Here is a 25,352-nt window from a genome sequence, read left to right on the forward strand (position 1 = left end):
TCACCCGACTTAGAACCTCCAAACGACGCCGCTCCTTGCCGCTCATCCGAATTGTCTCCATGAACACCTCCTTTGAAGAGGTGATTGTGGGGACATTTCTACCTGCGCCTTAAGGGGACATTTCTATCTGCGCATTACACCAAGTATGTCCGACACGATGGCCGTGGCCCTTTGAAGCAGACTTTGCGGCACTTTTCATCCACGACTCGGCCGTCGTGTAATCAAAGCCTGGCGAGTCGACTCGAATCGTCAAAGCGCACTGAGAATCCGGGTGCCTAGCCCTCAGCTCGCTCAGTGTGTTTAAGGATGGGTTTGCCGGCTCGACGGCCGAAACCAACGCCTGGAACGATGCACCGGCAAGAAACAATAGCGAAAGAGCGGCGCTGATACTGCGGACGTGACGCATTGTTTTTTCTCCTTCCCGTAAATGTTAGGCGCCAACGAAAGCAACGACATTTGCGATCCGGCGCTTTGTTTGTTCTTCGCCTATCCCTCCACCGCGATCAGCCCGTCACGCACGCCGTCGGCGAGAATTTGTCGCGTGGTGTGGATTTCGGTCTGGTCTTCCAGCGCGAGTATCGCCGGCTCGGTCGAACGCAGCACGCCGGTGATCCAGGAGGCGCCGTCGTGATACTTCAAACGCATGCCGGCCTGGAAATCGACCTTGTGCCCGTTGCCGTTCTTGGTGGGCGGGGGCGAAGCGGGCTGCTCGGCCGCTTTGGTACTAGGCGACGGCACATCGACCCGCTTCGCGAGTACCCCGGTGCCTGCTACTTTGGCCGGCTTCTTCTTGTCGAGCACGCCGGCAAGCTCCTGCAACACGTGCCAGTTCTCCAGCCGGTCTTGCTTGGCCATCAGCAGCGTCTCGCTGGGCTTGCCGTCCTTGTCGAAATGCTTGGAGAAACGGCCTTCGCTGCGGGCAAAGTCGATGAAATCGACCTGCTCGCCGGTCTTGGGGTTCAGCCACCAGTCGTCGTGTACGGCCGGGTTGCCTTGCAAGGAGAGACGCTGCTTGATGGTGTCGCCCTTGCGCGGATCGTAGCACAACAGCGGGAAGGCCCGCGTGTCGACCGCCAGGCGGGCCTGGTCGGTCGCCATGTTGTCGGCCACGCCGTGTTCGGGCTGGCAGGTCGTGTAGCAGCAGACCAACGCCGGCCCGTCGAACTCCAGGGCGTCAATAACAGCCCGATAAAAATGGTTGATGTGCGCGCAGGTCGTCTGGGCGACGAAGGTGCGAGGGTGCATCATGGCGATCTGGGCGATCTCCTTGCGGCGCTCCTGCTTGCCGTCGATCGCCTTGCCGTGAACGCTCATCTTCGTGTTCTGCCCGGTGAAACTGGAGGTCGAGGCCTGGCCGCCGGTGTTGGAATAGACCTGCGTGTCGAGCACGAAAATCTTGATGTTCGCGCCGGAAGCCAGAATGCGCGAGAGCGACTGAAAGCCGATGTCGAACATTGCCCCGTCGCCGCCCAGGCACCACAGCGGCCGGTCTTGCCAGCCCATCTGGTCCCAACGCATCCGCACGCCCATGGCGAAGGCCGGAGCGTTCTCGAACAGCGAGTTCGACCACGGCACCAGGTACGGATTGTAAGGATACGTCGAAGTGTAAACCGTGTTGCAGCCCGTGGCGGCGATGATGCCCCAGCGGTCGCCGTACTTGGCGCCGGTGGCGGAGCACATCATCCGCAGGGCGGTGCCTTCGCCGCAGCCGGCGCAACTGCCGGCCCCGCCCGTATAAATGTGCGTCTGCTCCTTGAGCATCATGTCGACCAGCAGGTTGTCGTTGACGTATTTGTCGTCCGACGGGCCGAAGTTTTTGAAGTAGCGGTGGCTCTTGCGGATCGACGTCATCACGTCGTCGGTTTTGGGGATCATCTTCAGGGCCAGATCGTCGCAGACCGTGACGCACTCGGCGCACCCCTTGCACTTGCTGGGGTCGATGATGATCTGGAACATGCCGCCGTCGCCGTCCTTCTTTTTCGGGCCTTCGTAATACTTGCGGGTCTTGGACCACTGCTGGCGATACATCTCGCGGTCGGCCTCGTCGGGGATTTCGGCCAGCTTTTGCTCCAGGTGGCTTTCGCTGATGACCTTGCCGAGAATGGCGGTATCCGGGCAGAGCGTGACGCAGTCCATGCAGCCGGTGCAGTTCTCGGTAATGTATTCCGGGATTTCCGGGGCGATGTAGCTGAAATCGCGGAGCGTGGCGGTGCCCGCCGGCACCAGCGAGCGGGCCACGCTCAAATCGGCGGGCAGCCCCTTCTCGGCGTACCCGTCTTCATACGAGCGAATGATGCGGTCGTTGAAATCGAGCACGTCGAGGACGGGGAGCTTGACCTGGCGATACGGCTGGTCGACCAGCGTGCCGTAGGAGTTGTTGTTGAAGGGGTCACGCGCGGAGGCGTCGTTCATGGAGGGGGTAACAGCGGTGGACATGGTTGCTTTCTATGGTTGGGTTAGGTGTTGTCTCTCTGTAGGGAACGCCCTCAGTGGCGTTCCGCAGTCGGGTTATCTGTAGGGAACGCCCTCAGTGGCGTTCCGCGGTCAGGTTGTCTGTAGGGAACGCCCTCTGTGGCGTTCCGCGGGCTGCCGATGGATTCTCGCTTCTCATTGGGTCACCACCACGGATCGACAATCACGGAGTGCTCCCATTCGTTCCAATCCTTGACAAGGCCACGTCGAACTGGGTTGCTAAGTATATAGACTGCGACCTCTTCGAACGGCCAGTCGAGGTCGAGCACGCGGTCGTAAGATCCTTTCTGCCAAAGCTGGCCGCGAATGCCGAACCGCCAGCTTTTGTTGGTGGTGTAACTCTTGAAGCGGCTCAAATGGTCCAACACGCCTTCCGGGACCAAGCCCCGCGTGCCGGCATTCACGAGTTTCAGCTCTCGCTCGGTGAGCCGGCAAAGAAAGTGCAGGTGATCGGGCATCAAGCAGTAGCAAAACAACAGCCAGCCGTACCGCTGCTTGGTCCAAATTAGTGAGTCGATGACCTCTTTGGCGAGATCGGCGTTTAGAAACGGAGAACCCTGATGCCGCGCACAAACCGTGAAGTGGTATTCATATTCGGTGGTGGCATAGGCCGACGGAGCGAGCCGGTGCGATTTGCGAACAGGGCGCCGTTGTTGAGGGTCGATCATTTGTTGGTTTCGATCTACTCGCACATCGCGGAACGCCACGGAGGGCGTTCCCTATAGAATCTCGTTCACTCGTACTCCGCGGAACGCCACGGAGGGCGTTCCCTACAGACCATCTCGCGTTTACCCCATCACCTCGCGCGGTATCTCCTGCATCTCCCCGTAACCCCGCTTGACGCAGGTCAGGTTGTCTTGCACCACCTGCTCGCCGCGCTTGCCAAAGTATTTTCGCAGGGCCTTCTCGACGCCGGCGTATACCTGGTCGTCGGTCATGCCGCTGTCTCGGGCGTAGGGCGTCAACTTCAAGAACGCGCCTAAGAGCACAATGCCCTGCATGCGCATCTCCAGGTCGGCCTCGCTGGCCACGTCACGGGCAATCTGCACCATGTCGATGTAAAACATGCGCATGCCCTTCTCGCGAATCGATCGCTGATGCCAGGCAGGGATTCGCTTCCAGACCTCCGCCGGATCTTTCTGCGTCGATTGCATGAAGATCGCCCCGCCTGCCAGCATGCCCTCCAGCGGATTGCCGCTCTGCATGGCGTTGGTGTCGTTGAGCACCACCAGGTCGACGTGCTCCAACTCGCTGTGCATCTGAATGTGCTCGTCGGCGATCGTCAGATAATAGGTCGTCGGCAGGCCCTTCTTCTCGGAGCCGTACTTGGGATAAGCCTGCACGTCTTTGCCGAATACGTCTCCGGCGATCGTGGCGATGACTTTGTTCGTGGTCACCGAGCCGAAGCCGCCCACCGAATGGCCGCGCATCGAAAAGCCGCCGTGTGGCCGCAAATCGGGGTCTTCGGCCATCTTCAAGGCCAAGGCATGATTGATGCCGACGCAGAAATACTCCTGGCCGTCGTGCATCATGTTGTCGAAGATGGCGATGATGTCGCCGGGCCGAACGTCGCGGCTGCCCAGGCCGGCCGCGCCGTGATAGATGCGCGGCACGCGGTCGATGCGCTCGTGGCCGGGCTGGCCGCTGACCGCATCGCAAAACGCGGCCTTGATTTCGCGCGTCAGGTGGTTGCCCGTCGTCGAAAGCGGGTCGTCCATCCGCTCGATCACCGAAAACGCTTTGCAGTCCTTCAGCGCTTCGACAATCCGCCGGGCCGGGAACGGCCGGAAGCAGACCACCGTCAGGCAGCCCGCCTTGACGCCCTTTTTGTCTCGCAGATAGTCGACCGTGGCTTGGGCCGTCTCCATATACGAACCCATGCCGACCAGAATGTATTCGGCGTCTTCGCAGCGATAAGGCAGCACGAAGTCGTATTGCCGGCCAGTTTTCAGGCGGAACTCGGCGAACGCCTCTTCCAAGGCCGGTTCGACGCGGTCGTAATACCAGCGCTGGGCGATCTTGCCCTTCATGTACGAATCCTGGTTCTGCACCGTGCCCGACATGATCGGATGGTCGGGGTCCATCAGGTTCATCAGCTTTTCGGCCGGCTTGCCGATGTAGTCCTTCATAAACTCCAGTTCGGGCAAGCGCACCGATTCGACCGTGTGCGTGGTCAAAAAGCCGTCTTGCACGTTGAAGAAGGGCGTGTTGCTGGCTTCGGCCGCACGTCGGGCAATCAGGCACAGGTCGCCCGCCTCCTGGGCGTTGCGTCCAAAGATCATGCCCCAACCGCAGTCGGCCACGCTCATCAGGTCGTCGTGGCCAGCGTGGACGTTCAGCGCCTGGCTGGTGAGCGCGCGGGCGCCGATGTTCATCACTACCGGCAACCGCTTGCCGGCGATCGTGTAGAGCACCTCTTTCATCAGCACCAGGCCCTGGCCCGATGTGAAATTGGTGACGCGGCCTCCCGCCAAGGCGAAGCCCTCGCAGAAGGTGGCCGCCGAGTGCTCGCTCTCCGGCTCGAAGAACACAAGTTGATCGCCCCACAAGTTCGGCCGGCCGTTCATGACCGCGGCGTTGAAGCCGCCGCCCATCGTGGTCGAACTGGTGATGGGATAGGCTCCCGAGCCTTGCGAGATGTTGATCTCGACATGGACCACCGCCTCGGCGCCGTCGCACGTGGTCGGGATGCCGGGGTATTGGTATTTCGGCTCGACCCGCTCGGAAAGCACGTCGGGCACGTGCGTTTCGAACGCAGCGCGAGGGGTTTCGATTGTGGCAATACTCATTGATGTTTTTCCTTATCTAAATCTAGCAGGTAGGGCACGTTCCTTTCGCGGAGCGAAAGGCGACCATGCTCACCGTGGTTTCTCAGGGGCGATTATGGTTGGGGCGCGCCAATGGCCGTCGTCGGAAGCGGCCAGGGCGAGCGAACGGGGGGCGTAAAGGCCGTGCGATTCGAAAAAGGCGTCGTGCAGCCGGGCTTTCACCCAATCGACGTTGTCGGTGCTGAGCACCAGCGCCCACGAGCAACCGGCGTCGCTCATGCCGTCGTTGGTGGCGAAGCCCAGCACCGGCACGCCGGCTTCATAACAAGCGTCGAACAGCAGTCGCACCATCTCGTGGGTGCGCGAGTTGCGGGCATAATCGTCGTTGCCGAAAACGACGCAGGCGTCGAGGGCGGCCAGCGGCATGACGCCGCGATGGGTTTCCAGCCGCCGCGAATGAACGTAGTTGGCGAGTTTCTTCGCCCGTGCGTTGTAGTTCATCGCCGAAATGGGGTCAGTGCGTAGACCGGAACCCTTGCCCCGCGGTTTCCGGCGAAATGGCAAAATGCGTATCGGCTCCGGCGAGGCACCCTCAAAACGGGCGCGCTGTGCGGCGAAAAAGTGTGCGCCGCCGGTCTAGCTAAAACAACAGCTTCAGCCCCGGCCCCGTCGAACGTTGCCGCACCTCAGCGGCCAAGTCGCTATTGACCCTGACGTACACAACTCAACACGGTCATGCCCTTCATGCTACAGCGCCAGAGTCGTGTGTCAACGTGATTCCGCCAAGCGGACCGCCCTGAAAACCATTTAGGTTTGCCGCGTGACGCGGTGGGCGACGATCCAGACTTCTTCTTGCCGGCTGCCGTTGCGGCGGCAGGTCGACGAAATAAAACGCTTGAGTTTCGTCATCTCGCCGCTGACCGACCACTTCGCGCCGGCCGACGGCCTGGCGAAATCGACCATCACGATAACGATGTCATCCTCCATCCAAACACCATGATCGTCGCTCCACCAAAAGCCAGTTAACACGGCTGGCATGAGCTCGCTGAACGTAAAACCCGTTACGCCCAGCCGTCGGTTGTTGAGTTGCTGCACGTAGGCAATAACCTCATAAACTGCCTTCATCTCGCCGGTATTGCTGACGGGGAGATTGAAAACGACCCGTGGCTGCGACGTCCGGTGCTGCGGCCCGTAACGATTCCGCCGGCACGCTTCCGCGAACGTAGCCCGATAAGCTAAGCTGGGGTATCCGCATAACGGGCTGGGCCGCGAACCGTATGATTCACGTCGAAGGATTGACCAAATACTACGCCGACCTGCGGCGCGGAAAGCTGGTGGCCCTCGACGGGATTAGCTTCGACGCCGCCCCCGGCCAGATATTCGGCCTGCTCGGTCCCAACGGCGCCGGCAAAACCACCGCCCTCCGCATCATCAGCACCGTGCTGCGGCCCAGCGCCGGCAGCGTGACCGTACACGGCTTCGACGTCGTCACGCAGCCCTCGCAGGTCCGCCGCCAGATCGGCTTCATGTCGGCCAACACCGGCGTCTACGACCGCATGACCGCCTGGGAAATGGTCGAGTATTTCGGACGCCTGCACGGGCTGCGCGATCCGGAACTTTCCGAGCGGATGGAGCGGCTCTTCGACCGGCTGCAAATGAACGAGTTCCGCGACCTGCTGGGGGCCAAGATGTCGACCGGCATGAAACAAAAGGTGTCGATCGCCCGCGCGCTGGTCCACGACCCGCCGGTGCTGATCTTCGACGAAGCCACGTCGGGACTCGACGTGCTCGTCGCACGTGCCATGCTCGCAACGGTGGCCGAACTTCGCAGCCAAGGCAAGTGCGTGATCTTTTCGACGCACATCATGCGCGAGGCCGAAAAGCTTTGCGACCGGCTGGCGATCATCCACCGCGGCCGCATCTTGGCCGAGGGCACGCTCGACGAGCTGCGCGACCGGCACGAGCAACGCGACCTGGAAGAGCTGTTTTTTCAACTCATCACACGGCACGACGAAGGGTTCCGGGTTCAGGCTTCAGGGTTCAGCAAACACGAGGAAGGGTTCAGGGGTCAGGGTTCAGGGTAAAGGAAGGGTTCAGGGGTCAGCAAACAGGTGTGACGAAAGACCAACTGTTCGCTACTTTCTCTGTCTGGTGCCTGTTCCTGTTTCCTTCGATGTCCCGAACCCTGAACCCTGAACCCTGAACCCTGAACCCTGAACCCCGAACCCCGAACCCCGAACCCTGAACCCTGAACCCTGAACTCTTGCATGAACTGGTCCAACGTCAAGCTGATCTTGCATCGCGAAGTGCGCGACCAGTTGCGCGACCGCCGGACGCTGTTCATGATCGCCGTGCTGCCGCTGTTGCTCTATCCGCTGCTGGGCATGAGCATGTTCCAGGTGATGCAGTTCGTCAGCGAACGCGCCACGCACGTGCTCGTGGTCGGCGCGGAAGAGTTGCCCGACTCGCCGCGGCTCATCGAGGGCAGCCATTTCGACGCCGAGTGGTTCAGCACGCCCGAAAAGTCGGGCCTGCTGGAAGTGACGGTTCTGTCGAAGCCGCCGGTCTCCGGTGAAGCGGCCGACGTTTTGGCCGATGCGCGACAGGCGGTCGAACGCGGCGAGTATGAAGCGGTGGTTCATTTTCCGCCGGAGTTCGGCCGCCGCTTGCAAGAGCTTCGCGAAAGCGTGGCGCGGCACGACGCGGCGAGCGACGGGGCCAAAGAGTTGAAAGTTCCCGGACCCGACGTTTATTACAACACGGCGAAAGAGAAATCGCAGATCACGTTCGCACGGGTTTCGCAGGTGCTCTCGCGCTGGACCGACGCCATCGGCCGCAAGAACCTGGCCGAGAGCCACTTACCGGAGTCGACGGCCCATCCCTTCGAGGTGGAAGAACATGACGTGGCCGCCGAGGCAGGGCATCGCGACGCGGCCGTCTGGTCGAAAGTGCTCCCCTTTCTGCTCTTGATCTGGGCCCTGACCGGCGCGTTTTATCCGGCCATCGACCTGTGCGCCGGCGAAAAAGAACGCGGCACACTGGAAACGCTGCTCAGCAGCCCCGCCGAGCGACGCGAGATCGTGTGGGGCAAGCTGCTCACCATCATGCTCTTCAGCACCGTCACGTCGCTGTTGAATCTGCTCAGCGTGGGTCTGACGGGGGCCTTCGTGGTGCATGCCCTGCACGAGCTGAAAAACATCGGCGCGCCGCCCCTGCTCACGCCGCTGTGGCTGGGGCTGGCACTGCTGCCGATGTCGGCCCTGTTCAGCGCTTTATGCCTGGCGCTGGCTTCGCTGGCCCGCAGCAGCAAGGAAGGCCAGTATTATCTGATGCCGTTAATCATGATCACCATGCCGCTGATGATTCTGCCCATGGCGCCGGGCGTGGAGCTGAACCTGGGCAACAGCCTGATTCCGATCACGGGCGTCGTGCTGCTGCTGCGGGCTTTGCTGGAAGGCAATCTCGCCCAGGCGTTGCCCTTTGTGCCGTCGGTGGTCGTGGTCACGTTGGGCTGCTGCCTGTGGGCCACGCGTTGGGCGGTCGATCAGTTCAATTCCGAAAGCGTCTTGTTCCGCGAAAGCGAGCGGTTCGACTTGAACCTGTGGTTCAAGCACCTGATGCGCGACCGGGGCGAAACTCCCAGTCCGGGCGCGGCGTTGCTGTGCGGCCTGCTGATCTTGCTGATCTTTTTCTTCATGGGCCTGGCGATCAACAACAAGGTCGCGACGCCTTCCGGCGATGAGTTCCAGCGCGTGGCCCAACTCGCCTTAGTGACCCAGTTGGCGATGATCGCCACACCGGCCTTGTTGATGACGATCATGCTCACCCGCAGCCCGCGACAGACGCTGCTGTTGCGTCTGCCGAAGCTGTGGACGCTGCCGGCGGCGTTTTTGTTGGCCATCGCCTTGCACCCGGCGGTGCTGCTGCTGCACCAGATCATCCAGCGGTTGTATCCTGTTTCGGAAGCGATGCAGCAAGCCATGCAATTGCGTTTCGAATCGTCGACGCCGCTGTGGCTGATCGTGACGGTGTTCGCCTTGACGCCCGCGATTTGCGAGGAGTTGGCGTTTCGCGGATTCATGTTGTCGGGGCTGCGGCACTTGGGGCACAAGTGGCAGGCGATCGTGGTGTGCAGCGTCTTTTTCGGCGTCGTTCATCAGGTGTTTCAGCAGTCGATCGTGGCCTGCGTAATGGGGCTGGTGCTCGGCTATCTGGCGGTGCAGAGCGGCAGCCTGCTGACGTGCAGCGTGTTCCACTTCACGAACAATGCGCTGCCGTTGGTCGTGGCCTCTTTGCTCGAAGACCCGGCCGAGAGCGAGCGGTGGAGTGGCTGGATCGAGAAGAGCGACGAAGTGCCGTATCTATTTGCCTGGCCGGTGCCGATTGCCGGTTGCCTGGTCGCGGCCGCCATACTCTATGCCTTCCACCGCATGACGTACGCCCGAACCAGCGAAGAAGTCTTGCAAGAGGCGCTGGCGCATCAGGATCAAACCGCTCCCGCCGCGGTGCGGACGTAAGTAATATGACAAGGTAGGGCGGGAGCGAGCGAGCTTGCGAGCGCCGGCCCACCATTGGCGCGACGTCGATTACGGTGGGCCGGCGCTCGCAAGCTCGCTGGTCCCACCCTACAAATGCGCTCTCATCGGACTGCCAAGCTCGGCCAGCACGGCCTTGGCGACCAGATCCGAAGGCCGCCCTTCGCCGATCGCGGTCAACCTCCGCCAAAGCCGCTCACCCGCCGCCATTCGCTCGCGCATGCGCGGCGGACAGACCACAGCGGTGTCGGGGTCCGGCCGCAGCTCTGCCTGTCGGGCCGCCAGCGCCGCGCCCAACGCCTCGATCTCTTCCACGGTCTCAAAATCACTCAGGCCGACGACGAGCGGATTGTCGCGGCCCGACACCTTCGTGCGCGCGTCGGCCTTGTAGATCACAATCGGTTTGCCCAGCATCCAGGCCATCGCCGCTTCGGCCACGGCGCCTTCGTCGGGCACGCGGCCGTTCATGTTCATCACCAGCGATCCGCAACCGATCACGACTTGATAGACGTCGAGGGCGAAAATGGCCTCGTGCAGCAGCCGGCCGGCCGCCGCGGGGTCGTATCCCTGGGCCGCCAGATAGGGCTGCACTTTGGCGAATTCCAGCCCGTCGGCGTGGGGCACGAAGGGTTCAAAGCCGGCCCGCCGCAGACTGGCGGCAATGGCGCTCATCTCGCCACGTTCGGCCTCGTTGAACAGCGGCCCGGCACAGTAGACACGCCGGATCTCTCGGAGGGGATAGATGTACATGCCGCTTAAGGTTCTACTGCACGCGGGCAGGAGTGAAACATTGGCGGTGGCTGGGGCAGAGCCTGGCCACGTGGCGGCTGGCACTTCGTTCATCTTGGCGGCCAGGCGATGCCCCGGTTGGACGCACCGGGGCATCGCTTGGCCGCCACGCTGATGTAGGGCGCCAGCCGTGATCTGGCCAAGCTGTGCCCCAGCCACCGCTGTTCCTCGCGGCAAAACGTCTCACTCTCGGCCGCGTGAAGTGTATACGTAGGAAAGCTGGCCTGCAACTCGCCGCGAAATTCGGTAGAATCGAGGCACGTAAAATCGGGGGCACGATGTAAGAATGTAGCACGGAGGCCGCGCAAGGATGCTCATCACGCACTTTTCCCGCTCGATTTCAATGCCTCGATCCGCGCTTTTGCTTATGGCCGTCGCCGTCCTCGTCGAACCTCGCCCGTCGCGGACCGCGGCCGACGAACCCGTGCGCATCAACGTGACGCTCGATCCGGCCGCGGCCGAGCAACCGCTCACCGGCCGGCTGTTCGTCTATTGTTCGCGAAAACCGGCGGGCGAGCCGCGGTCCGGCCCCGATTGGTTCTCGCCCGAACCTTTCTTCGCCATCGACGTCGCCAATTTCAAGCCGGGGCTGACCCGCTTCCTCGACGACCGGGCCGACGGCTTTCCCGATCGCCTCTCGGCATTGCCGCCCGGCAAATACCGCGTGCAGGCCCTGCTCGACCAGGCGCTCGACACCAACAAATCTGCCGAGGCGGCCGGCAACGTCTATAGCGACGTGCGCGAGTGGCAACTCGACGAGCGCTCGCCCAGCATCGACCTGGTGCTCAATCGCGTGGTGCCGCCGCGGCGGTTCCAGCAAACCGCCTGGAGCAAAGAGTTGTCGCTGGAAAGCAAGCTGTTGTCCGATTTTCACCAGCGGCCGATCTTCCATTTGGCCGCGGTCATCTTGCCGCAGAGCTACCAGCGCCAAACCACTCGCCGCTATCCGGTGATGTTTATCGTACCGGGCTTCGGCGGCACGCACTACGACGCCGCCCGGCTCTATCCCACCGGCGCCCCGCCGGCCGAGCCGGGCGAAATGGAATTCATCCGCGTGTTGCTCAGCGGCGACTGCCGTTGGGGGCACCACGTGTTCGCCGACAGCGAAACGAACGGCCCCCGCGGCGAGGCCCTGGTCCACGAGTTGATTCCGCATATCGACGCCACCTTCCGCACCGTGGCCGCGCCCACCGCCCGCTTCCTCACCGGGCACAGCTCCGGCGGCTGGTCGAGCCTTTGGTTGCAGGTGAATTATCCCGACACCTTCGGCGGCGTCTGGGCGACGGCCCCCGATCCCGTCGATTTTCACGATTGGCAGCAGGTCGATCTCTATGCCAGCCCGCCGCTCAGCTTATATTTCGACGAGCAAGGCCAACGGCGTCCCATCGCCCGAAATGCCGCCAAGCCGATCGTGTGGTACGCCTCGTTTGCCAAGATGGACGACGTGCTGAGCCGCGGCGGGCAACTGCGTTCGTTCGAGGCGGCGTTCAGTCCGCTCGACGAAGACGGCCTGCCGAAGCGAATGTGGGACCGCGAGACGGGCGAGATCGACCCCGACGTGGTGCAGGCCTGGGCGAAGTACGACATCAGCCGCCTGCTTTCCCGCGACTGGCTGACGTTGGAACCCAAGCTGCGCGGCAAGCTCCACGTTTACACCGGCGAGGTCGACACGTTCTATCTCGAGGGCGCCGTCCGCCGGCTGGCCGGCACGCTCAAGGAGCTTGGCAGCGACGCGGAGGTGTCCGTCGTGCCCGACCGAAACCACGGCGATCTGCTCACTAAGGATCTGCGCCACAAAATCATGCGGAAGATGTCGCAGATGTATCTGGCCGCGCACGGCGGCGGCGAGAAGGTGAGCGGCCGGCCGACGGTGCGGCGGCGTGTGGGAATCAGGCAGTCCAGTGTGCCCGCACGGGCCAGGTAGCAGCCTGCCCCCGGTGCTCCGCCGAATGGCGTCACCGGTTCCGGCCCTATTTCAATGCGTACCAGTTCGCCGACGCCGATCGAAAACAGCACGGGTGGCGAGCCGGTGAGCGCGTCGCGGGCGGTTTGACCGTTCGAGTTTGTCATTCCCTGTCGCCTGTAGTACACTGGTCGGTATGAACGCCGAAGCTGTTCGAGCCTGGATCGACCGTCGCCCATTTCAGCCGTTTACGGTGCGCCTTGCCGGCGGCGAGGCGCATACGGTTCGACATCCCGAAAACGTCATTTTGATGCGAAGCATCATGGTCGTTGCCTATCCGGAAACGGAACGGGTAGCCTTCTGTTCGCTCCCGCTCATCACGACCATCGACACTCCCCAGCCGGCCTAACGCAGGCCGCCGAAAATAATCTCCAACCGGTTGGAGATCAAAAGCGCGCCTCGGGCCTCAATACGTCAGCCCGGCGCGAAACAGCACCGTGTCGCCGGGATGGGCGATGGGCGTGCCGCTGCGATAGATAATGTGACGGTCGAAAACGTAGCCCATTTCGAGATTGCCGCGCATCCCACTGAAAGCGAACCATTCGAGACCGGCCAAGGCACGCAGATCGTTGAGTTCCACGACGTCGTCGGTGCCGTCGGCGCGGCGAACGGTCCAGCGACCGCCGCCGTATTCGCCGGCCATGTAGGCCCAGACGTCGGTATTGCCGAACGTCATCACACGGCGCGAAAGCTTCGGATTGGGAAACAGCAGGGCCAGGCGCGTGTCTTGGTTGGGCGTCCAGATGACGCCGCCCGCGGGCAACATCTGCACGGTCAGACGGTTCAAATACCAGATACCGGCGGCCACCTGCCACTGCGGCGAAAACGTGATGATGCCCAGGCCGCGCCCCAAGATGCGGATGCTCTTGGTGTTGATGGCATCGAAGTCGCTATAGACGCCGACGCGCACATCGAGGTCGGCGCTGAACCAGCTCGTGACTTGAGGGTGCCAGCTCGTGTCGAGATAGGCGTCGTAGGCGTTCGGCGGCAGATCGGGGAAACCGGCGAAATTGCCCGACGCCGGCCCGTTCCACGAATGGTAGGTGATACCCGGCGTAATGAAGATCGGGTTCGGGTTGGCGAAGACGGGCAGTGCAAACGCCGCGTCCAGGCCCACGTCGGTAATGCCCAGTCCGTGGTCGCCCATGCGCAGCAACTGCGTGGTGTCGAGGTGGATCTCGTGCAAGAATCGCTGCCGCGGCACCAAGGTGCCGTCGGGCAACGGTTGTCCGTAGGCGGGCGGCTGCGCGAGGTTGCCCTGACCGATGCCCGCGTAGGGAGAGGTGCTGGGCGCGACGTAGGGCTGTCCGATTTGGGCGCCGGCGGGCGGCAAGGTCTGGCCGCCGTAGGGATTCAGGCTGGGAGGCTGGGTGGCCGGACCGGCGTAAGGATCGAAGCCGGGCTGGGCCGGTTGGATTCCCGGCTGAAGCGTGGCCGGGGCCGATTGGTTGCTGAAGGTCGAGCCGGGACTTTGGGGAGTATAGAAAGGGCTTTGTGGATCGACGACCGGCGAGGGCACCGAGACGCGCGGCTGCGCCTGCGCCTGCACGGGCGCGGCTGGGAGCGCCAAGTGCATCGCGAACGCGGCGAATAGCGAAGATAGGAAGCGCGGCGGGACGGCCTTCACGTCGGCACTCGATTGGCCAAACTTTATTAGAAAATGGCCGGACCTAAGTATCAGCCGCCCCGACCGGGGTCAAGCCCGATTGGCGGCGGCCGCGATCGTAACCTCGCTACCGCGGGGCATTCGCGGCAAAAAAGGCCCCGGCGGATCGCTTGGCACAATCCACCGAGGCACTGCTCAACGTCGTGTCTTAGAAGAGCGAGTCTCGTGCCCCACGCAGCGACACAGCCCCGCAACTATCCACGCACGTCGAACCGATGCTAGTATGGATGCCGTGTTTCGCCAAGCTCGTCACACTGCTACCCCAGACGTGATTCGATGCACTGCCATTGCTTCCGACCGCCGCCCCTGTCTCGCCGCGAAATGCTGGCCCAATGCGCCGGCGGTTTCGGGACGGTCGCGCTAACGGCATTACTGAACGATCGCGCCGCAAACGACGCAACGGCCGGCGAACTCAATGCCCTGGCACCGCGGCCGACGCACTTTCCGCCCAAGGCCACCAGCGTCATCTTTCTGTATATGGACGGCGGCCCGTCGCAGGTCGATTCGTTCGATCCCAAGCCGCGGCTCGACCGCGAGCACGGGCAGCCGATCAAGATGAAAGTGCCCGCCACGCAGTTCAACAACGTCGGCAACGTGCTCAAGAGTCCCTGGGCCTTTCGCAATTACGGCGAAAACGGCATTCCGGTGAGCGACCTGTTTCCGTACATCGCCACCTGCGTCGACGATCTATGCATCGTGCGGTCGATGGTCTCGAAGTTTTCGGAGCACACCAGCGCCAACTACTTCTTACACACGGGTGCGGGCGTGCAGGGCCGGCCGAGCATGGGAAGTTGGCTTACTTATGGCCTGGGGAGCGAGTGTCAGAACTTGCCCGGCTTCGTGGTGCTCAACGGCGGCCTGATTCCGGTCGGCGGCCTCGATAATTTCGGCAGCGGCTTCTTGCCCGCCACCTTCCAAGGCTCGGTGTTCAAACACGGCAAACATGCGGTCGAGAACGTCGAGCGCACCGAGCCGACCGCGGAGTTGCAACGCAGCAAGCTCGACTTGCTGGCCCGGCTCGATCGACAGACGCTGGAGCGCACGGGACACAACGATCAGCTTGAAGCGGCGATCGCCAATTATGAATTGGCCTTTCGCATGCAGAGTGCCGTGCCCGAACTGATGGACTTGCAGAAGGAGACGCAGTCCACGCAGCGGTTGTATGGTATGCAGGCGGAGAACCCCTTGACCCGCGGCTACGGGGCGCTGTGCCTGTTGGCGCGGCGCTTGGTGGAGCGCGGCGTGCGATTCGTTGAGTTGACCTGTCCGGGCGTGGGCGCCGACCGTTGGGACCAGCACGGCAACCTGAAAGACGGCCACGAGAAAAACGCACGGGTCGTCGATCAGCCGATCGCGGGGCTGCTGAAAGACCTGCGCGGCCGGGGCCTGCTCGATTCCACCCTGGTCGTCTGGGGCGGAGAGTTCGGCCGCACGCCGATGGCGCAGGGCGCCGACGGCCGCGACCACAATCCTTTCGGTTTCACGATGTGGCTGGCCGGCGGCGGCGTAAAGGGCGGCCTGATCTATGGCGCCACCGACGACTACGGCTATTACGCCGTGGAGAACCGCGTGGAGATTCACGATCTGCACGCCACGATGCTGCACCTGCTGGGCCTGGACCACACCCGTCTTACTTTCCGTTTCGGCGGCCGCGACATGCGGCTGACCGACGTACACGGAAACGTGGTACGCGACATTCTTAGTTGATTATGTCGACCATGAAAGCGTCAGCCAGTTCCTCGGCGGACAGCGTCGGCGACGCTCCGAGTGAACCGTTGAGAGGAAGTTTACAGATTTCCTACGGCTACCCATTTGCCAAGGAGACTCTTACCGATTATTCTTATCGGGTAAGAGGGGCCTGCTAATTCTAGACCAGGAGCTTGATAGCAATGGCAAGAGCCGCATCGACCGAGGGCAAGACCAAGAGCGATACTGTACGCGATTATTTGAAAATCAATTCCTCGGCGTCCGTGGCGCAGATCGTCGACGATCTGAGACCTTACGGCATCTCGACGGCGTTGGCCCAGAAAATCAAGTATGACAAAGGGCGGGAGCGTTCCGCCCGTCCCGCTCGCGCTCGGCGCGCTCGGGCGCACTCGAACTCCAGGGACAGCGGCCGCGGCGCCAAGGCCGACGCCATCCGCGAAGTCGCGCAACAACTGGAGAAGCCCATCCGCCCGCGCGACGTCATCGCCGCCTTGGGGGCGCGGGGTGTGACCGTCAGCTACGCTCAAGTCGGTCAGGTGCTCAAGGGTATGGGCATGCGTCGCAAAAAGCGTCGCAAAGGGGGCCGACGCGCGGCCACTGCCCGCACGACGACGGCCGCCGCCACGCCCACACCGGGCTTGTCGCTCGAGGCCCTACTGGCCGCCAAGAAACTCGCCGACCAACTTGGCGGCGTGCAGGCCGCCAAGCAGGCGATGGACGCGATCGCCAAGTTGAGCTGACGGTCGGAGACACTCGCCCTTTCTCATTGAGCAGAATCGTATGAAACGACCTTTCGTCACGGGCGGCAACTCGGTTGCCGCAAGCGAAGCCGCGCCCCGACTGGCGCGGCGCTCGTTCCTGGCGCTCTCCGGCGCCGTCGCCGCGGCTTCGGCGGCGCGTGTTTTTGGACGCGAGTACGGTCCGGGCGCGGCGCCCGTCCGCTACCCCGATCCCGACATCGTGGTGCTCGATAAACGCTTCGAGAAGTACAAAATCGGCAACACGCCGATCCAGCGTTTGCACACCGGCATGTTGTGGGCCGAAGGGCCGGCCTGGAACGGCGTCGGCCGCTATTTGCTCTGGAGTGATATTCCCAACGATGTGCAGCTTCGTTGGTTGGAGGAAGACGGCCACGTCGGCACGCTGCGGCATCCGGCGGGTAACAGCAACGGCAACACTTTCGATTGGCAAGGTCGGCAAATCTCTTGCGAGCACGGCAACCGCCGCGTGGTGCGTTACGAACACTCCGGCGACGTGACCGTGCTGGCCGACAGCTTTCAGGGCAAGCCGCTGAACGCTCCCAACGACGCCGTGGTCCACCCCGACGACGGCGCGATCTGGTTCACCGATCCCGGCTACGGCATCTTGCTGAACTACGAAGGAAACAAGGCCAAGCTGGAACTGAAGGAGGCGGTCTATCGCATCGACGCCAAGTCGGGCAAGCTTACGAAGCTGACCGACGACATCTTCAAGCCGAACGGCATCTGCTTTTCGCCCGACTATAAGAAGCTGTATGTGGCCGACACCGGCGCCTCGCACTACGCCGACGCGCCGCGGAACATCAAGGTCTGGGACATCGTCGACGGCACGAAGCTGGGCAAAGGACGTGAGTTCGCGTCGATGGGGCTCGACGGCTTTGAGAAAGCCGGCTTCGCCGACGGCATCCGCGCCGACGTCGACGGCAACATCTGGGCCAGCGCCGGCTGGGTGGGCGAGGGGTACGACGGCGTACACATTTTCGCCCCCGACGGCGAACGCATCGGACAGATCCGGCTGCCGGAAATCTGCTCGAACGTCTGCTTCGGCGGTCGCAAGCGCAACCGGCTGTTCATGACCGGCAGCCAGTCGCTGTACGCCGTTTACGTCGAGGCGCGCGGGGCGCACAATTCGTAGGGTGGAACCAGCGAGCTTGCGAGCGCCGGCCCACCGAGGGAAGAGGGAGGGAAGGAGAGAGGGGGAGAAATGTTGGCGCAATGCGGCTCGCCGCGTCTCTCCTTCACTCCGTCTCTCCGTCGCTAATGGTGGGCCGGCGCTCGCAAGCTCGCTGGCCCCACCCTACCTCCATTTCACTCGGCCACCAGCAATTTGTAGACGGCTTTCCACGCGTCGTCGCGCGGCATGACGCGCTGCCAATCTGCCCGCACAATTGGTTCGTGGGCCTCGATGCTCGACAACAGGCGTCGGGCGACTTCCGCCGTCTCGCGGAACAACGCCTGGCTGCTGTTCCGATCGCGCGGCGCATAGTCGTACCAGACGTCGGCCGCGCCCAAGGCGTCGTTGCAATCCGCCATCACGGCAGTCAGATGATCGATCGCCTTCTGTCGGGCCGATGCATGGTCCATTCAATCGCTCCTTGTCGCCCGTCGCTGTTGCCCGCCGCTCATCAGTGGGCCTGCGGTGATTATAGCATCCCGCACCACGAGGCTCCCCGGCTTGATTCCGGATTTTGGCTCGGCCAATCCAAAACCCAAATCGAAAATCCAAAACTGCACGCACCTACGATCTTGATCGCCGGTGGATTATCATAGGCGTAAACACCAGGAGGCCACCATGACGCGAATTACTCTACTGTGTGTCACGTTCTTTCTGCTCTGCGGTCGGCTCGTGGCCGACGAAACGCAGGCCGAGGTCCGGGCGCTCTCTATCGAGGGCTACACCGATCAGCTCAGCTACCGGCCCGGCGAGACGGTCAAGTTCCATGTCTCGACCACGGCGCCCAAATGGTCGCTGGAGATTGCCCGGCTCGGAGCCAAGTCCGAAACCGCGCTCACAAAAAACGATCTGCCGGGCATGGCGCACGCGGTGCCGGCGAACGCCTCGTCGCACGGCTGCCGGTGGCCCGCGGCCTGGGAGCTGGCGGTGCCTGAAGGCTGGCGGACCGGTTATTACGAAGCGACGCTGCGCGCGGCGGATCTGGGCGGCGAGTTCACCGGGCGTGGGCGCCGCACCGCGGAGTCGAAACTCTTCTTCGTCGTGCGGCCCGCCCAGCCCGGCAGCAAGTCGAAAATCCTGTTGCAGCTCACGACCAACACCTATAACGCTTACAACAACTGGGGCGGGCACAGCCTCTATGCCTTCCATGCGCGCAACAAGTTGCAAGGCACGCGCGTCTCCTTCGATCGGCCGCTGGCCGGCTTGTTCAGTCGCTGGGAGCTACCCTTCGTCGCCTGGGCCGAGCGGCAGGGATTCGCCCTCGATTACGCCGTCAATTCCGACCTGGAGTTTCGGCCGGAGCTTCTCCAGCACTACAAGCTCGTGCTCAGCGTCGGGCACGACGAATACTGGTCGGCGGCGATGCGCGACCGGCTGGAAGCCTTCATCGGCGGCGGCGGCAACGTGGCGTTCTTCAGCGGCAACACCTGCTGTTGGCAGGTCCGCAGCGAGGAGGACGGTCGGGCACTCGTTTCCTACAAGCAGGCCTGCGTGCTCGACCCCGTCTTTCAGACCCGCGACCATCGCCTGCTGGCGACGCTGTGGAGCCATCACCTGGTCGCCCGGCCGGAGAACGAGTTGACGGGCGTGGGCTTTCTCTACGGCGGCTATCACCGCAGCCACGGCCAGTATATGGAAGGCGAGGCCGCCTTCACCGTGCATCGGCCCGACCATTGGCTGTTCGCCGGCACGGGACTGAAAGCAAGCGACAAATTCGGCGGCAAGAACACGATCGTCGGCTACGAATGCGACGGCTGCGAAATGGAGTGGAAAGACGGGCTGCCGTTTTCCACGCACCGCGACGGCACGCCGGAGACGTTCGTCGTGCTCGGCACCTGCCCCGCGCGTTGGCATGCCGACGATGCCCTGTGGTACGACCGCTTTCCGCGCGATGCCGACGGCGCACCCGCCACCGGGGCCGCGGTGATGGGCGTCTACACCCGCGGCGGCACGGTTTTCACCGCCGGCACCACCGACTGGCCGCACGGCCTGACGGGCGAGGACCTCACGGTCGAGCGGATCACCCGGAATGTTTTGGAACGGTTGGGCCGGTGAGCTACTGGCAATCGGCGTGCGGTCGTCTTACACTCATAGTACCCGCTCGAACCGAGCGGCCCTGCCGCGGCGGTGCGGAAAACAGTTTGCCGCATCGCCCAACCGTCCCACCCCGTTTTAGGAGAGCAAGACATGCGTACCCTGATCTGTTCGCTGACACTCGGCGCTCTGGCCACGTCGTTCATCGCCGCCGCCTATGCCGCTGATAAAGGAGCCGCCACGATGCCCGGCGTGTTGAATTTCAAAATGAAGAGCCTGACCGGCAAAGACGTCGATCTCGCCAAGTACAAAGGCAAGGTGGTGTTGATCGTGAACGTGGCGAGCCAATGCGGCCTGACCCCGCAGTATGAAGCCCTGGAGGGTTTGCACGAGAAATATGCCGGCAAGGGTCTGGCAATTCTGGGCTTTCCGGCCAACGAGTTCGGCAAGCAGGAGCCGGGCACCGACACGGAGATCGCCGAGTTTTGCAAGGAGAACTACGGCGTGAAGTTCGACATGTTCTCGAAGGTGGTGGTCAAGGGCGAAGGCCAGTGCCCGCTCTACAAGTTCCTCACCTCGAACGAAACCGACCCGAAGTTTCCCGGAGACATCACCTGGAACTTCGAGAAGTTTCTCGTCAATCGCGACGGCGAGATCATCAGCCGCTTTGCTCCGAAAGTGAAGCCCGACTCGAACGAAGTCGTGAGCGCCATCGAAGCGGAGCTGGCGAAATAACAACGGCGTATGGAATCTGACCGGCGGCATTTCGTCAAACAGCTTGGCCTCGCCGCGGCGAGCGGGCTGGCGATCGGCCCGAATCGAATCGTGGCCGCCGATTCGGGCCGCGCGGCGGCGATTCGTGGCAACCGAATCGCAGTCTCGACTTATTCTTTCTGGCACTTTCACGGCGAACGGACGCCGATCGAAACATGCATCGACAAAGCGGCCGACCTGGGTTTCGACGGCGTCGAGATTTTGCAGGTGCAGATGGCCGACGACGCCAACGGCCATCTGCAGCAGCTCAAACGACGGGCCTTCACGCTCGGTCTCGATCTCTGCGGCTTCTCGACCCACCAGAGCTTTGTGTTTCCCGACGCCGAGCGGCGCCGGCAGAACATCGACCAGACGCTTCATTCGATCGAGCTGGCCTACCGGCTGGGCATTCCGACCATGCGCATCAACACCGGGCGATGGGGCACGAGCAAAGATTTTGACGAGTTGATGAAGAACCGCGGCATCGAGCCGCGATTGCCGGGTTACAGCGACGACGACGCCTTCGGTTGGGTGATCGGCAGCGTCGAAAAGCTCTTGCCCAAGGCGGAAGAGTGCGGCGTGGTGTTGGGGTTGGAGAATCACTGGGGCCTGGGCCGCACGCCCCAAGGCGTGTTGCGCATCGTGCATGCTCTCGATTCGCCCTGGCTCCGCGTGACGCTCGACACCGGCAACTTTCTCGATGATCCTTACGACAAGCTGGAGCAGCTCGCTCCGCTGACGGTGCTGTTGCAGGCCAAGACTTATTACGGCGGCGGCGAGTGGTACGCGCTCGACCTCGACTACCCCCGCATCGCCGCCCTCATGCGCCGGCACAACTATCGCGGATACGTGTCGCTCGAATTCGAGGGCAAGGAAGATCCCGACCTGGCCGTGCCCAAGAGCTTGGCGATGTTACGGCAGGCGTTTACCGCGGCGTAATGGAATCACTACCGGCGAGCGCCGGCCCGCCCTAGGCCGCATGCCGCGGGCGGTCGCCGGAGGCTTCCTCGGCCGGGGTCGCCTGAGCGACGATCGCCTCGTGCAGACCGCGGATTTGCGATTGCAAGCGGAGCAGCTCGCGCACCATGGCGTCGGCGACCAGTTCCATTTCGGCGGCGGAGCGTCGCTGCTCGGCATGCACCTGCTCGACACGTGCAAACCAGGTCTGGAAATGGCCCGAAAGCTGCCGGTCGAACCGCGCGGCCAGGGCCCGCCGCAACGGCTGACCCAGACTCCAGAATGCTTTGAAGAGACGCTTGATCATGCCGGTGCAGATGGCTGGCGATGCACTGAGCGAAGCGGGCGAACGAACGCTATTATGCTTTCGAGCGGCGTCTGCCCGACAATTCAGGCCCATAGCACCGCGTCGTTCAATCATCACACCTCTCACGACCCGATGCCGCAGATGAGGCATCGTCGGCACAACCCGGCGCTGAATGCGGTGCCTTCGGCGCCGAGCGTGCGTCCGGCACGTTCGCTACGGCCGGCACAATCACTTCACCACGAAGTTGATCATCCGGCCGGGCACGATGATCTTTTTAACGATCGTTTTGCCGGCAAGTTGTTGCGCGATTTTGCCGTCGGAGCGGGCGGCGGCTTCATGGGCCGCTTCGTCGGCATCCGCCGGCACCGACACCCGGCCCCGGACCTTGCCGTTCACCTGCACCGGCACCTCCACGGTGTCAAGCTTGATGAGCGACTCGTCGTAGGCCGGCCACGGCTCGTAGGCCAGCGTCCGTTCGTGCCCGAGTGCCTGCCATAGCTCCTCGGCCAGGTGCGGAGCGAACGGCGAAAGCAGCAGCACGAATTTCTCCATCGCCTGGCGCGGCCGCGGATCGGCCTTGAAGAAGAAGTTGGTGAATTCCATCATCTTGGCGATGGCCGTATTGAAGCCCAGCCGCTCGATGTCTTGCGTCACTTCGCGGATGGTGCGGTGCAGCACGCGGTTCTGCTCGGCCGACGGTCCGATGTCTTGAATCGCCGCGTTCAGTTCCACGGCTTCCGCCCGGTCGTTGGTCATCATCCGCCAAACGCGATCGAGAAAGCCGCGCACGCCGTTGACGCCTTCCATGCTCCAGGGCTTGGTGGCTTCGAGCGGCCCCATGAACATCTCGAACAGGCGCAGCGAATCGGCGCCGTACTCTTTCACCACGTCATCGGGATTGATCACATTGCCGCGGCTCTTCGACATTTTGTAGGCGCGGCTTTCCAGCCGCACCGACGGATCGGTTTTCAGCACAAACGAGTCGCCCTGCTTTTCCACCTCGGCCGGCACCACGCGCACGACTTTCAACTCCATGCCCGTGCTCTTATCGATGGCCTTGCCTTCGACCAGCCTGACTTGCGAAGCGCTCACCCAGCGACCGTCGGTCTGCTGGTAGCCGGTGATTTCCATCTCACCCAGGATCATCCCCTGGTTGACCAGCTTTTGGAACGGCTCGACCGTGCTCAGCAGCCCGCGGTCGTAGAGCGCCTTGTGCCAGAACCGCGAGTAGAGCAGGTGCAGCACGGCGTGCTCGGCGCCGCCGATGTAGACGTCGACCGGCATCCAGGCACGCTCGACTTCCGGATCGACGAATGCCCGATCGTTGTGCGGATCGAGGAACCGCAGGTAGTACCAGCAGCTTCCGGCCCACTGCGGCATGGTGTTCGTCTCGCGCTTGTAGCGGCGGCCGTCGATCAGCGGATAGAGCCACTCCTGGGGCGCTTCTTCCAGCGGCGGCTCGGGCCGTCCGTGCGGCTTGAAGTGCGACATGTCGGGCAGATTCACCGGCAGCTCGTCGGGCGGCACGGCCCGCAGCAAGCCGGTGGGCTGACCCGCTTCGTCAAGCTCGTGCAGAATCGGAAACGGCTCGCCCCAGAAATGCTGCCGGCTGAAGAGCCAGTCGCGCAGCTTGTAATTCACCGCGGCGCGGCCCAGGCCGAGCCGCGCCAGGTCGGCCGCGATCTGCTGTTTGAATTCCGCTGTGGATAGACCATCATACTCGCCGGAGTTGACCGCGGTGCCGTCGCCCGTGAATGCCGCCTTGCCGGCCAGCACGTCGGCGCGAGAACCCTCGTCGGTATCGCGGCCCGGATCGACGACGGCCTTGATCGGCAGCTTGTGGGCCACCGCGAACTCGAAGTCGCGCGTGTCGTGAGCGGGCACGGCCATAATGGCACCGGTCCCATAGCCCATCAGCACATAATCGGCCACCCAGACCGGCACGCCTTGGCTGTTGACGGGGTTGACGGCGTAGACGCCGGTGAACACGCCGCTTTTTTCTTTGGCCAGGTCGGTGCGGTCGAGATCGCTTTTGCGCGCGGCCTGCTGGCAGTATGCCCGGACCGCTTGGGCATGTTCCGCGGTGGTCAGACGTTCGACGAGCGGATGTTCCGGGGCGATCACCATGTAGGTGGCGCCAAACAGCGTGTCGGGCCGCGTGGTGTAGATGCGCAGCACGTCGTCGTCGGGCTTGCGCGGAAAGCCGCTGCGTGTACGCAACTCTTTCCAGCTCTCGAAGCAACTCGCCTCGCCCAGATGAAAATCGACCTCGGCCCCGGTGCTGCGGCCGATCCAGTTTCGCTGCAGCGTTTTGATGCTTTCCGACCAATCAAGCGTTTCAAGATCCTTTTCCAGCCGGTCGGCATAGGCGGTGATGCGCAGCATCCACTGCCGCAGGGGAATTCGCACCACCGGATGCCCGCCGCGCTCGCTCAACCCATCTTTCACTTCTTCATTGGCCAGCACGGTGCCCAGTGCCGGGCACCAATTGACCGGCGCTTCGAGCTGATAGGCCAGGCGGTGTTCGTCCTGATAGCGGCGGATTGCGTCGTCGCCGACGGCCCGCACCTCGTCGGGAATCGGCAACTCGGCGATGGGGCGGCCCTTTTGCTGTTCGTCGTCGAACCAGGTGTTGAAGAGCGTCAGAAAGATCCATTGCGTCCAGCGCAGATATTCGACGTCGGTGGTGCTCAGCTCGCGCTGCCAGTCGTAGCTGAAGCCGAGCATCTTTTCTTGCCGGCGGAAGTTGGCGATGTTCTTCTCGGTGGTGATCCGCGGGTGCGTGCCGGTCTTGATGGCGTGCTGTTCGGCGGGCAAGCCGAAGGCGTCCCAGCCCATGGGATGCATGACGCACTGGCCCCGCATCCGCTGATAGCGGCAAATAATGTCGGTGGCCGTTTGCCCTTCGGGGTGGCCCACGTGCAGGCCATCGCCGCTGGGATAGGGGAACATATCGAGCACGTAGAGTTTGTCGCTGCGCGAGGGGGGCAGGCGCGGGGTCTGGAAGGTCTGGTGCTGTTCCCAGTATCGCTGCCATTTCGGCTCGATTTCGGCGGGGTTATAGCGGGGCATGAGATGGCGGTCTGAACGGGAGGGAAACCGCCGATTTTACCGGCAACCGCCCGCACCGGCAAACGCCACGGCGAGCGGGTAGTGGCTGAATAACCACGTGAGAATAGTTGACCGGCAAGAGGTCCACACGGCGGGCAACTGGCCAGGGCCTTCAACACGTACTGGTCGGTCTGCGCACCCTGGCCGATCAGCTCGCGCGGCACGATCGAAGCCAATGCCAACGAAGAAGGCCATCTCTACGGCTCGGTCGGCGCCAGCGACATCGTGAGCGCCCTGAAGCGGAGCGAGGTCACCGTCACTTCCGATCAGGTGCGGCTCAAAGGGCCGCTGAAGGAACTGGGGTTGTACACCGTCAACATCCATCTCGGTCACGAAATTGAAGCCGAGTTGAAGGTCT

At 62.9% G+C, this 25,352-nt stretch carries 21 protein-coding genes; 11 read left to right on the plus strand and 10 right to left on the minus strand.

The genetic code is table 11. From position 1 onward, the window contains the following. Positions 1-486: 486 nt before the first annotated feature. The 5 genes from VNH11_23325 to VNH11_23345 form a co-directional block, all read right to left on the minus strand. Positions 487-2,436 carry a thiamine pyrophosphate-dependent enzyme gene (locus VNH11_23325; protein HVA49316.1) on the minus strand — a complete coding sequence of 650 codons (1,950 nt, stop codon included), beginning with the start codon at positions 2,434-2,436 and terminating at the stop codon, positions 487-489. Positions 2,437-2,615: 179 nt separating this feature from the next. After that, on the minus strand, positions 2,616-3,140 hold the full coding sequence (locus VNH11_23330) for a transposase (protein ID HVA49317.1): 525 nt from the start codon (positions 3,138-3,140) through the stop codon (positions 2,616-2,618). Positions 3,141-3,260: 120 nt separating this feature from the next. Next, positions 3,261-5,261, minus strand: coding sequence for a 2-oxoacid:acceptor oxidoreductase family protein (locus tag VNH11_23335; protein HVA49318.1), 2,001 nt, complete (start codon positions 5,259-5,261; stop codon positions 3,261-3,263). Between the two features lie 69 nt (positions 5,262-5,330). Beyond that, the gene (locus VNH11_23340; GenBank protein ID HVA49319.1) at positions 5,331-5,741 is read right to left on the minus strand and encodes a hypothetical protein; all 411 of its coding nucleotides are present in this window, start codon (positions 5,739-5,741) and stop codon (positions 5,331-5,333) included. A 306-nt stretch (positions 5,742-6,047) separates the two neighbouring features. Next, positions 6,048-6,365, minus strand: a complete 318-nt coding sequence (locus VNH11_23345; protein HVA49320.1) for a hypothetical protein — start codon at positions 6,363-6,365, stop codon at positions 6,048-6,050. 152 nt (positions 6,366-6,517) lie between these two features. Here VNH11_23345 and VNH11_23350 point away from each other — a divergent pair, with 152 nt between their 5' ends. Beyond that, entirely contained in the window at positions 6,518-7,324 is an 807-nt protein-coding gene (locus tag VNH11_23350; GenBank protein ID HVA49321.1) for an ATP-binding cassette domain-containing protein, read from the plus strand. A gap of 183 nt (positions 7,325-7,507) precedes the next feature. Beyond that, positions 7,508-9,757: an ABC transporter permease subunit/CPBP intramembrane protease gene (locus VNH11_23355; protein ID HVA49322.1), complete on the plus strand. Its 2,250-nt coding sequence runs from the start codon at positions 7,508-7,510 to the stop codon at positions 9,755-9,757. A gap of 108 nt (positions 9,758-9,865) precedes the next feature. On the opposite strand, the gene VNH11_23360 is transcribed toward VNH11_23355, so the two are convergent. Beyond that, positions 9,866-10,525: a nucleoside 2-deoxyribosyltransferase gene (locus VNH11_23360; GenBank protein ID HVA49323.1), complete on the minus strand. Its 660-nt coding sequence runs from the start codon at positions 10,523-10,525 to the stop codon at positions 9,866-9,868. A gap of 406 nt (positions 10,526-10,931) precedes the next feature. On the opposite strand from VNH11_23360, the gene VNH11_23365 reads away from it, so the two are divergent. Beyond that, the gene (locus tag VNH11_23365) at positions 10,932-12,488 is read left to right on the plus strand and encodes an alpha/beta hydrolase-fold protein (GenBank protein HVA49324.1); all 1,557 of its coding nucleotides are present in this window, start codon (positions 10,932-10,934) and stop codon (positions 12,486-12,488) included. Positions 12,489-12,663: 175 nt separating this feature from the next. Then, positions 12,664-12,876 carry a hypothetical protein gene (locus VNH11_23370; GenBank protein HVA49325.1) on the plus strand — a complete coding sequence of 71 codons (213 nt, stop codon included), beginning with the start codon at positions 12,664-12,666 and terminating at the stop codon, positions 12,874-12,876. Positions 12,877-12,933: 57 nt separating this feature from the next. Here the strand turns inward: VNH11_23370 and VNH11_23375 are convergent, their stop codons facing one another. Next, the gene (locus tag VNH11_23375; protein ID HVA49326.1) at positions 12,934-14,103 is read right to left on the minus strand and encodes a hypothetical protein; all 1,170 of its coding nucleotides are present in this window, start codon (positions 14,101-14,103) and stop codon (positions 12,934-12,936) included. Between the two features lie 411 nt (positions 14,104-14,514). Between VNH11_23375 and VNH11_23380 the strand changes: the two genes are divergently transcribed. The 3 genes from VNH11_23380 to VNH11_23390 all read left to right on the plus strand — a co-directional run bounded on the left by VNH11_23380 (position 14,515) and on the right by VNH11_23390 (position 17,793). Then, a complete protein-coding gene (locus tag VNH11_23380; GenBank protein ID HVA49327.1) occupies positions 14,515-15,900 on the plus strand; it encodes a DUF1501 domain-containing protein in 1,386 nt (461 codons plus the stop codon). A gap of 182 nt (positions 15,901-16,082) precedes the next feature. Then, entirely contained in the window at positions 16,083-16,640 is a 558-nt protein-coding gene (locus VNH11_23385) for a hypothetical protein (protein ID HVA49328.1), read from the plus strand. A gap of 40 nt (positions 16,641-16,680) precedes the next feature. After that, complete coding sequence (locus VNH11_23390; protein HVA49329.1) at positions 16,681-17,793, plus strand: SMP-30/gluconolactonase/LRE family protein; 1,113 nt, start codon at positions 16,681-16,683, stop codon at positions 17,791-17,793. A gap of 173 nt (positions 17,794-17,966) precedes the next feature. On the opposite strand, the gene VNH11_23395 is transcribed toward VNH11_23390, so the two are convergent. Further along, complete coding sequence (locus VNH11_23395; protein HVA49330.1) at positions 17,967-18,242, minus strand: hypothetical protein; 276 nt, start codon at positions 18,240-18,242, stop codon at positions 17,967-17,969. A gap of 208 nt (positions 18,243-18,450) precedes the next feature. Between VNH11_23395 and VNH11_23400 the strand changes: the two genes are divergently transcribed. The 3 genes from VNH11_23400 (at position 18,451) to VNH11_23410 (ending at position 21,558) form a co-directional block, all read left to right on the plus strand. Continuing rightward, complete coding sequence (locus VNH11_23400; GenBank protein HVA49331.1) at positions 18,451-19,887, plus strand: N,N-dimethylformamidase beta subunit family domain-containing protein; 1,437 nt, start codon at positions 18,451-18,453, stop codon at positions 19,885-19,887. Positions 19,888-20,109: 222 nt separating this feature from the next. Next, complete coding sequence (locus VNH11_23405; GenBank protein ID HVA49332.1) at positions 20,110-20,601, plus strand: glutathione peroxidase; 492 nt, start codon at positions 20,110-20,112, stop codon at positions 20,599-20,601. A 9-nt stretch (positions 20,602-20,610) separates the two neighbouring features. Continuing rightward, on the plus strand, positions 20,611-21,558 hold the full coding sequence (locus VNH11_23410; protein ID HVA49333.1) for a sugar phosphate isomerase/epimerase family protein: 948 nt from the start codon (positions 20,611-20,613) through the stop codon (positions 21,556-21,558). A 31-nt stretch (positions 21,559-21,589) separates the two neighbouring features. On the opposite strand, the gene VNH11_23415 is transcribed toward VNH11_23410, so the two are convergent. Continuing rightward, entirely contained in the window at positions 21,590-21,883 is a 294-nt protein-coding gene (locus VNH11_23415) for a hypothetical protein (GenBank protein HVA49334.1), read from the minus strand. A 228-nt stretch (positions 21,884-22,111) separates the two neighbouring features. Further along, positions 22,112-24,955 (minus strand): leucine--tRNA ligase, encoded by a 2,844-nt coding sequence (gene leuS, locus VNH11_23420; GenBank protein HVA49335.1) that lies wholly within the window; start codon positions 24,953-24,955, stop codon positions 22,112-22,114. Positions 24,956-25,216: 261 nt separating this feature from the next. On the opposite strand from leuS, the gene VNH11_23425 reads away from it, so the two are divergent. Further along, positions 25,217-25,352: 50S ribosomal L9 C-terminal domain-containing protein (locus VNH11_23425; GenBank protein ID HVA49336.1), on the plus strand; the 136-nt coding region annotated here is incomplete at its 3' end.

Source organism: Pirellulales bacterium, from assembly GCA_035533075.1.
GTDB lineage: Bacteria > Planctomycetota > Planctomycetia > Pirellulales > JAICIG01 > DASSFG01.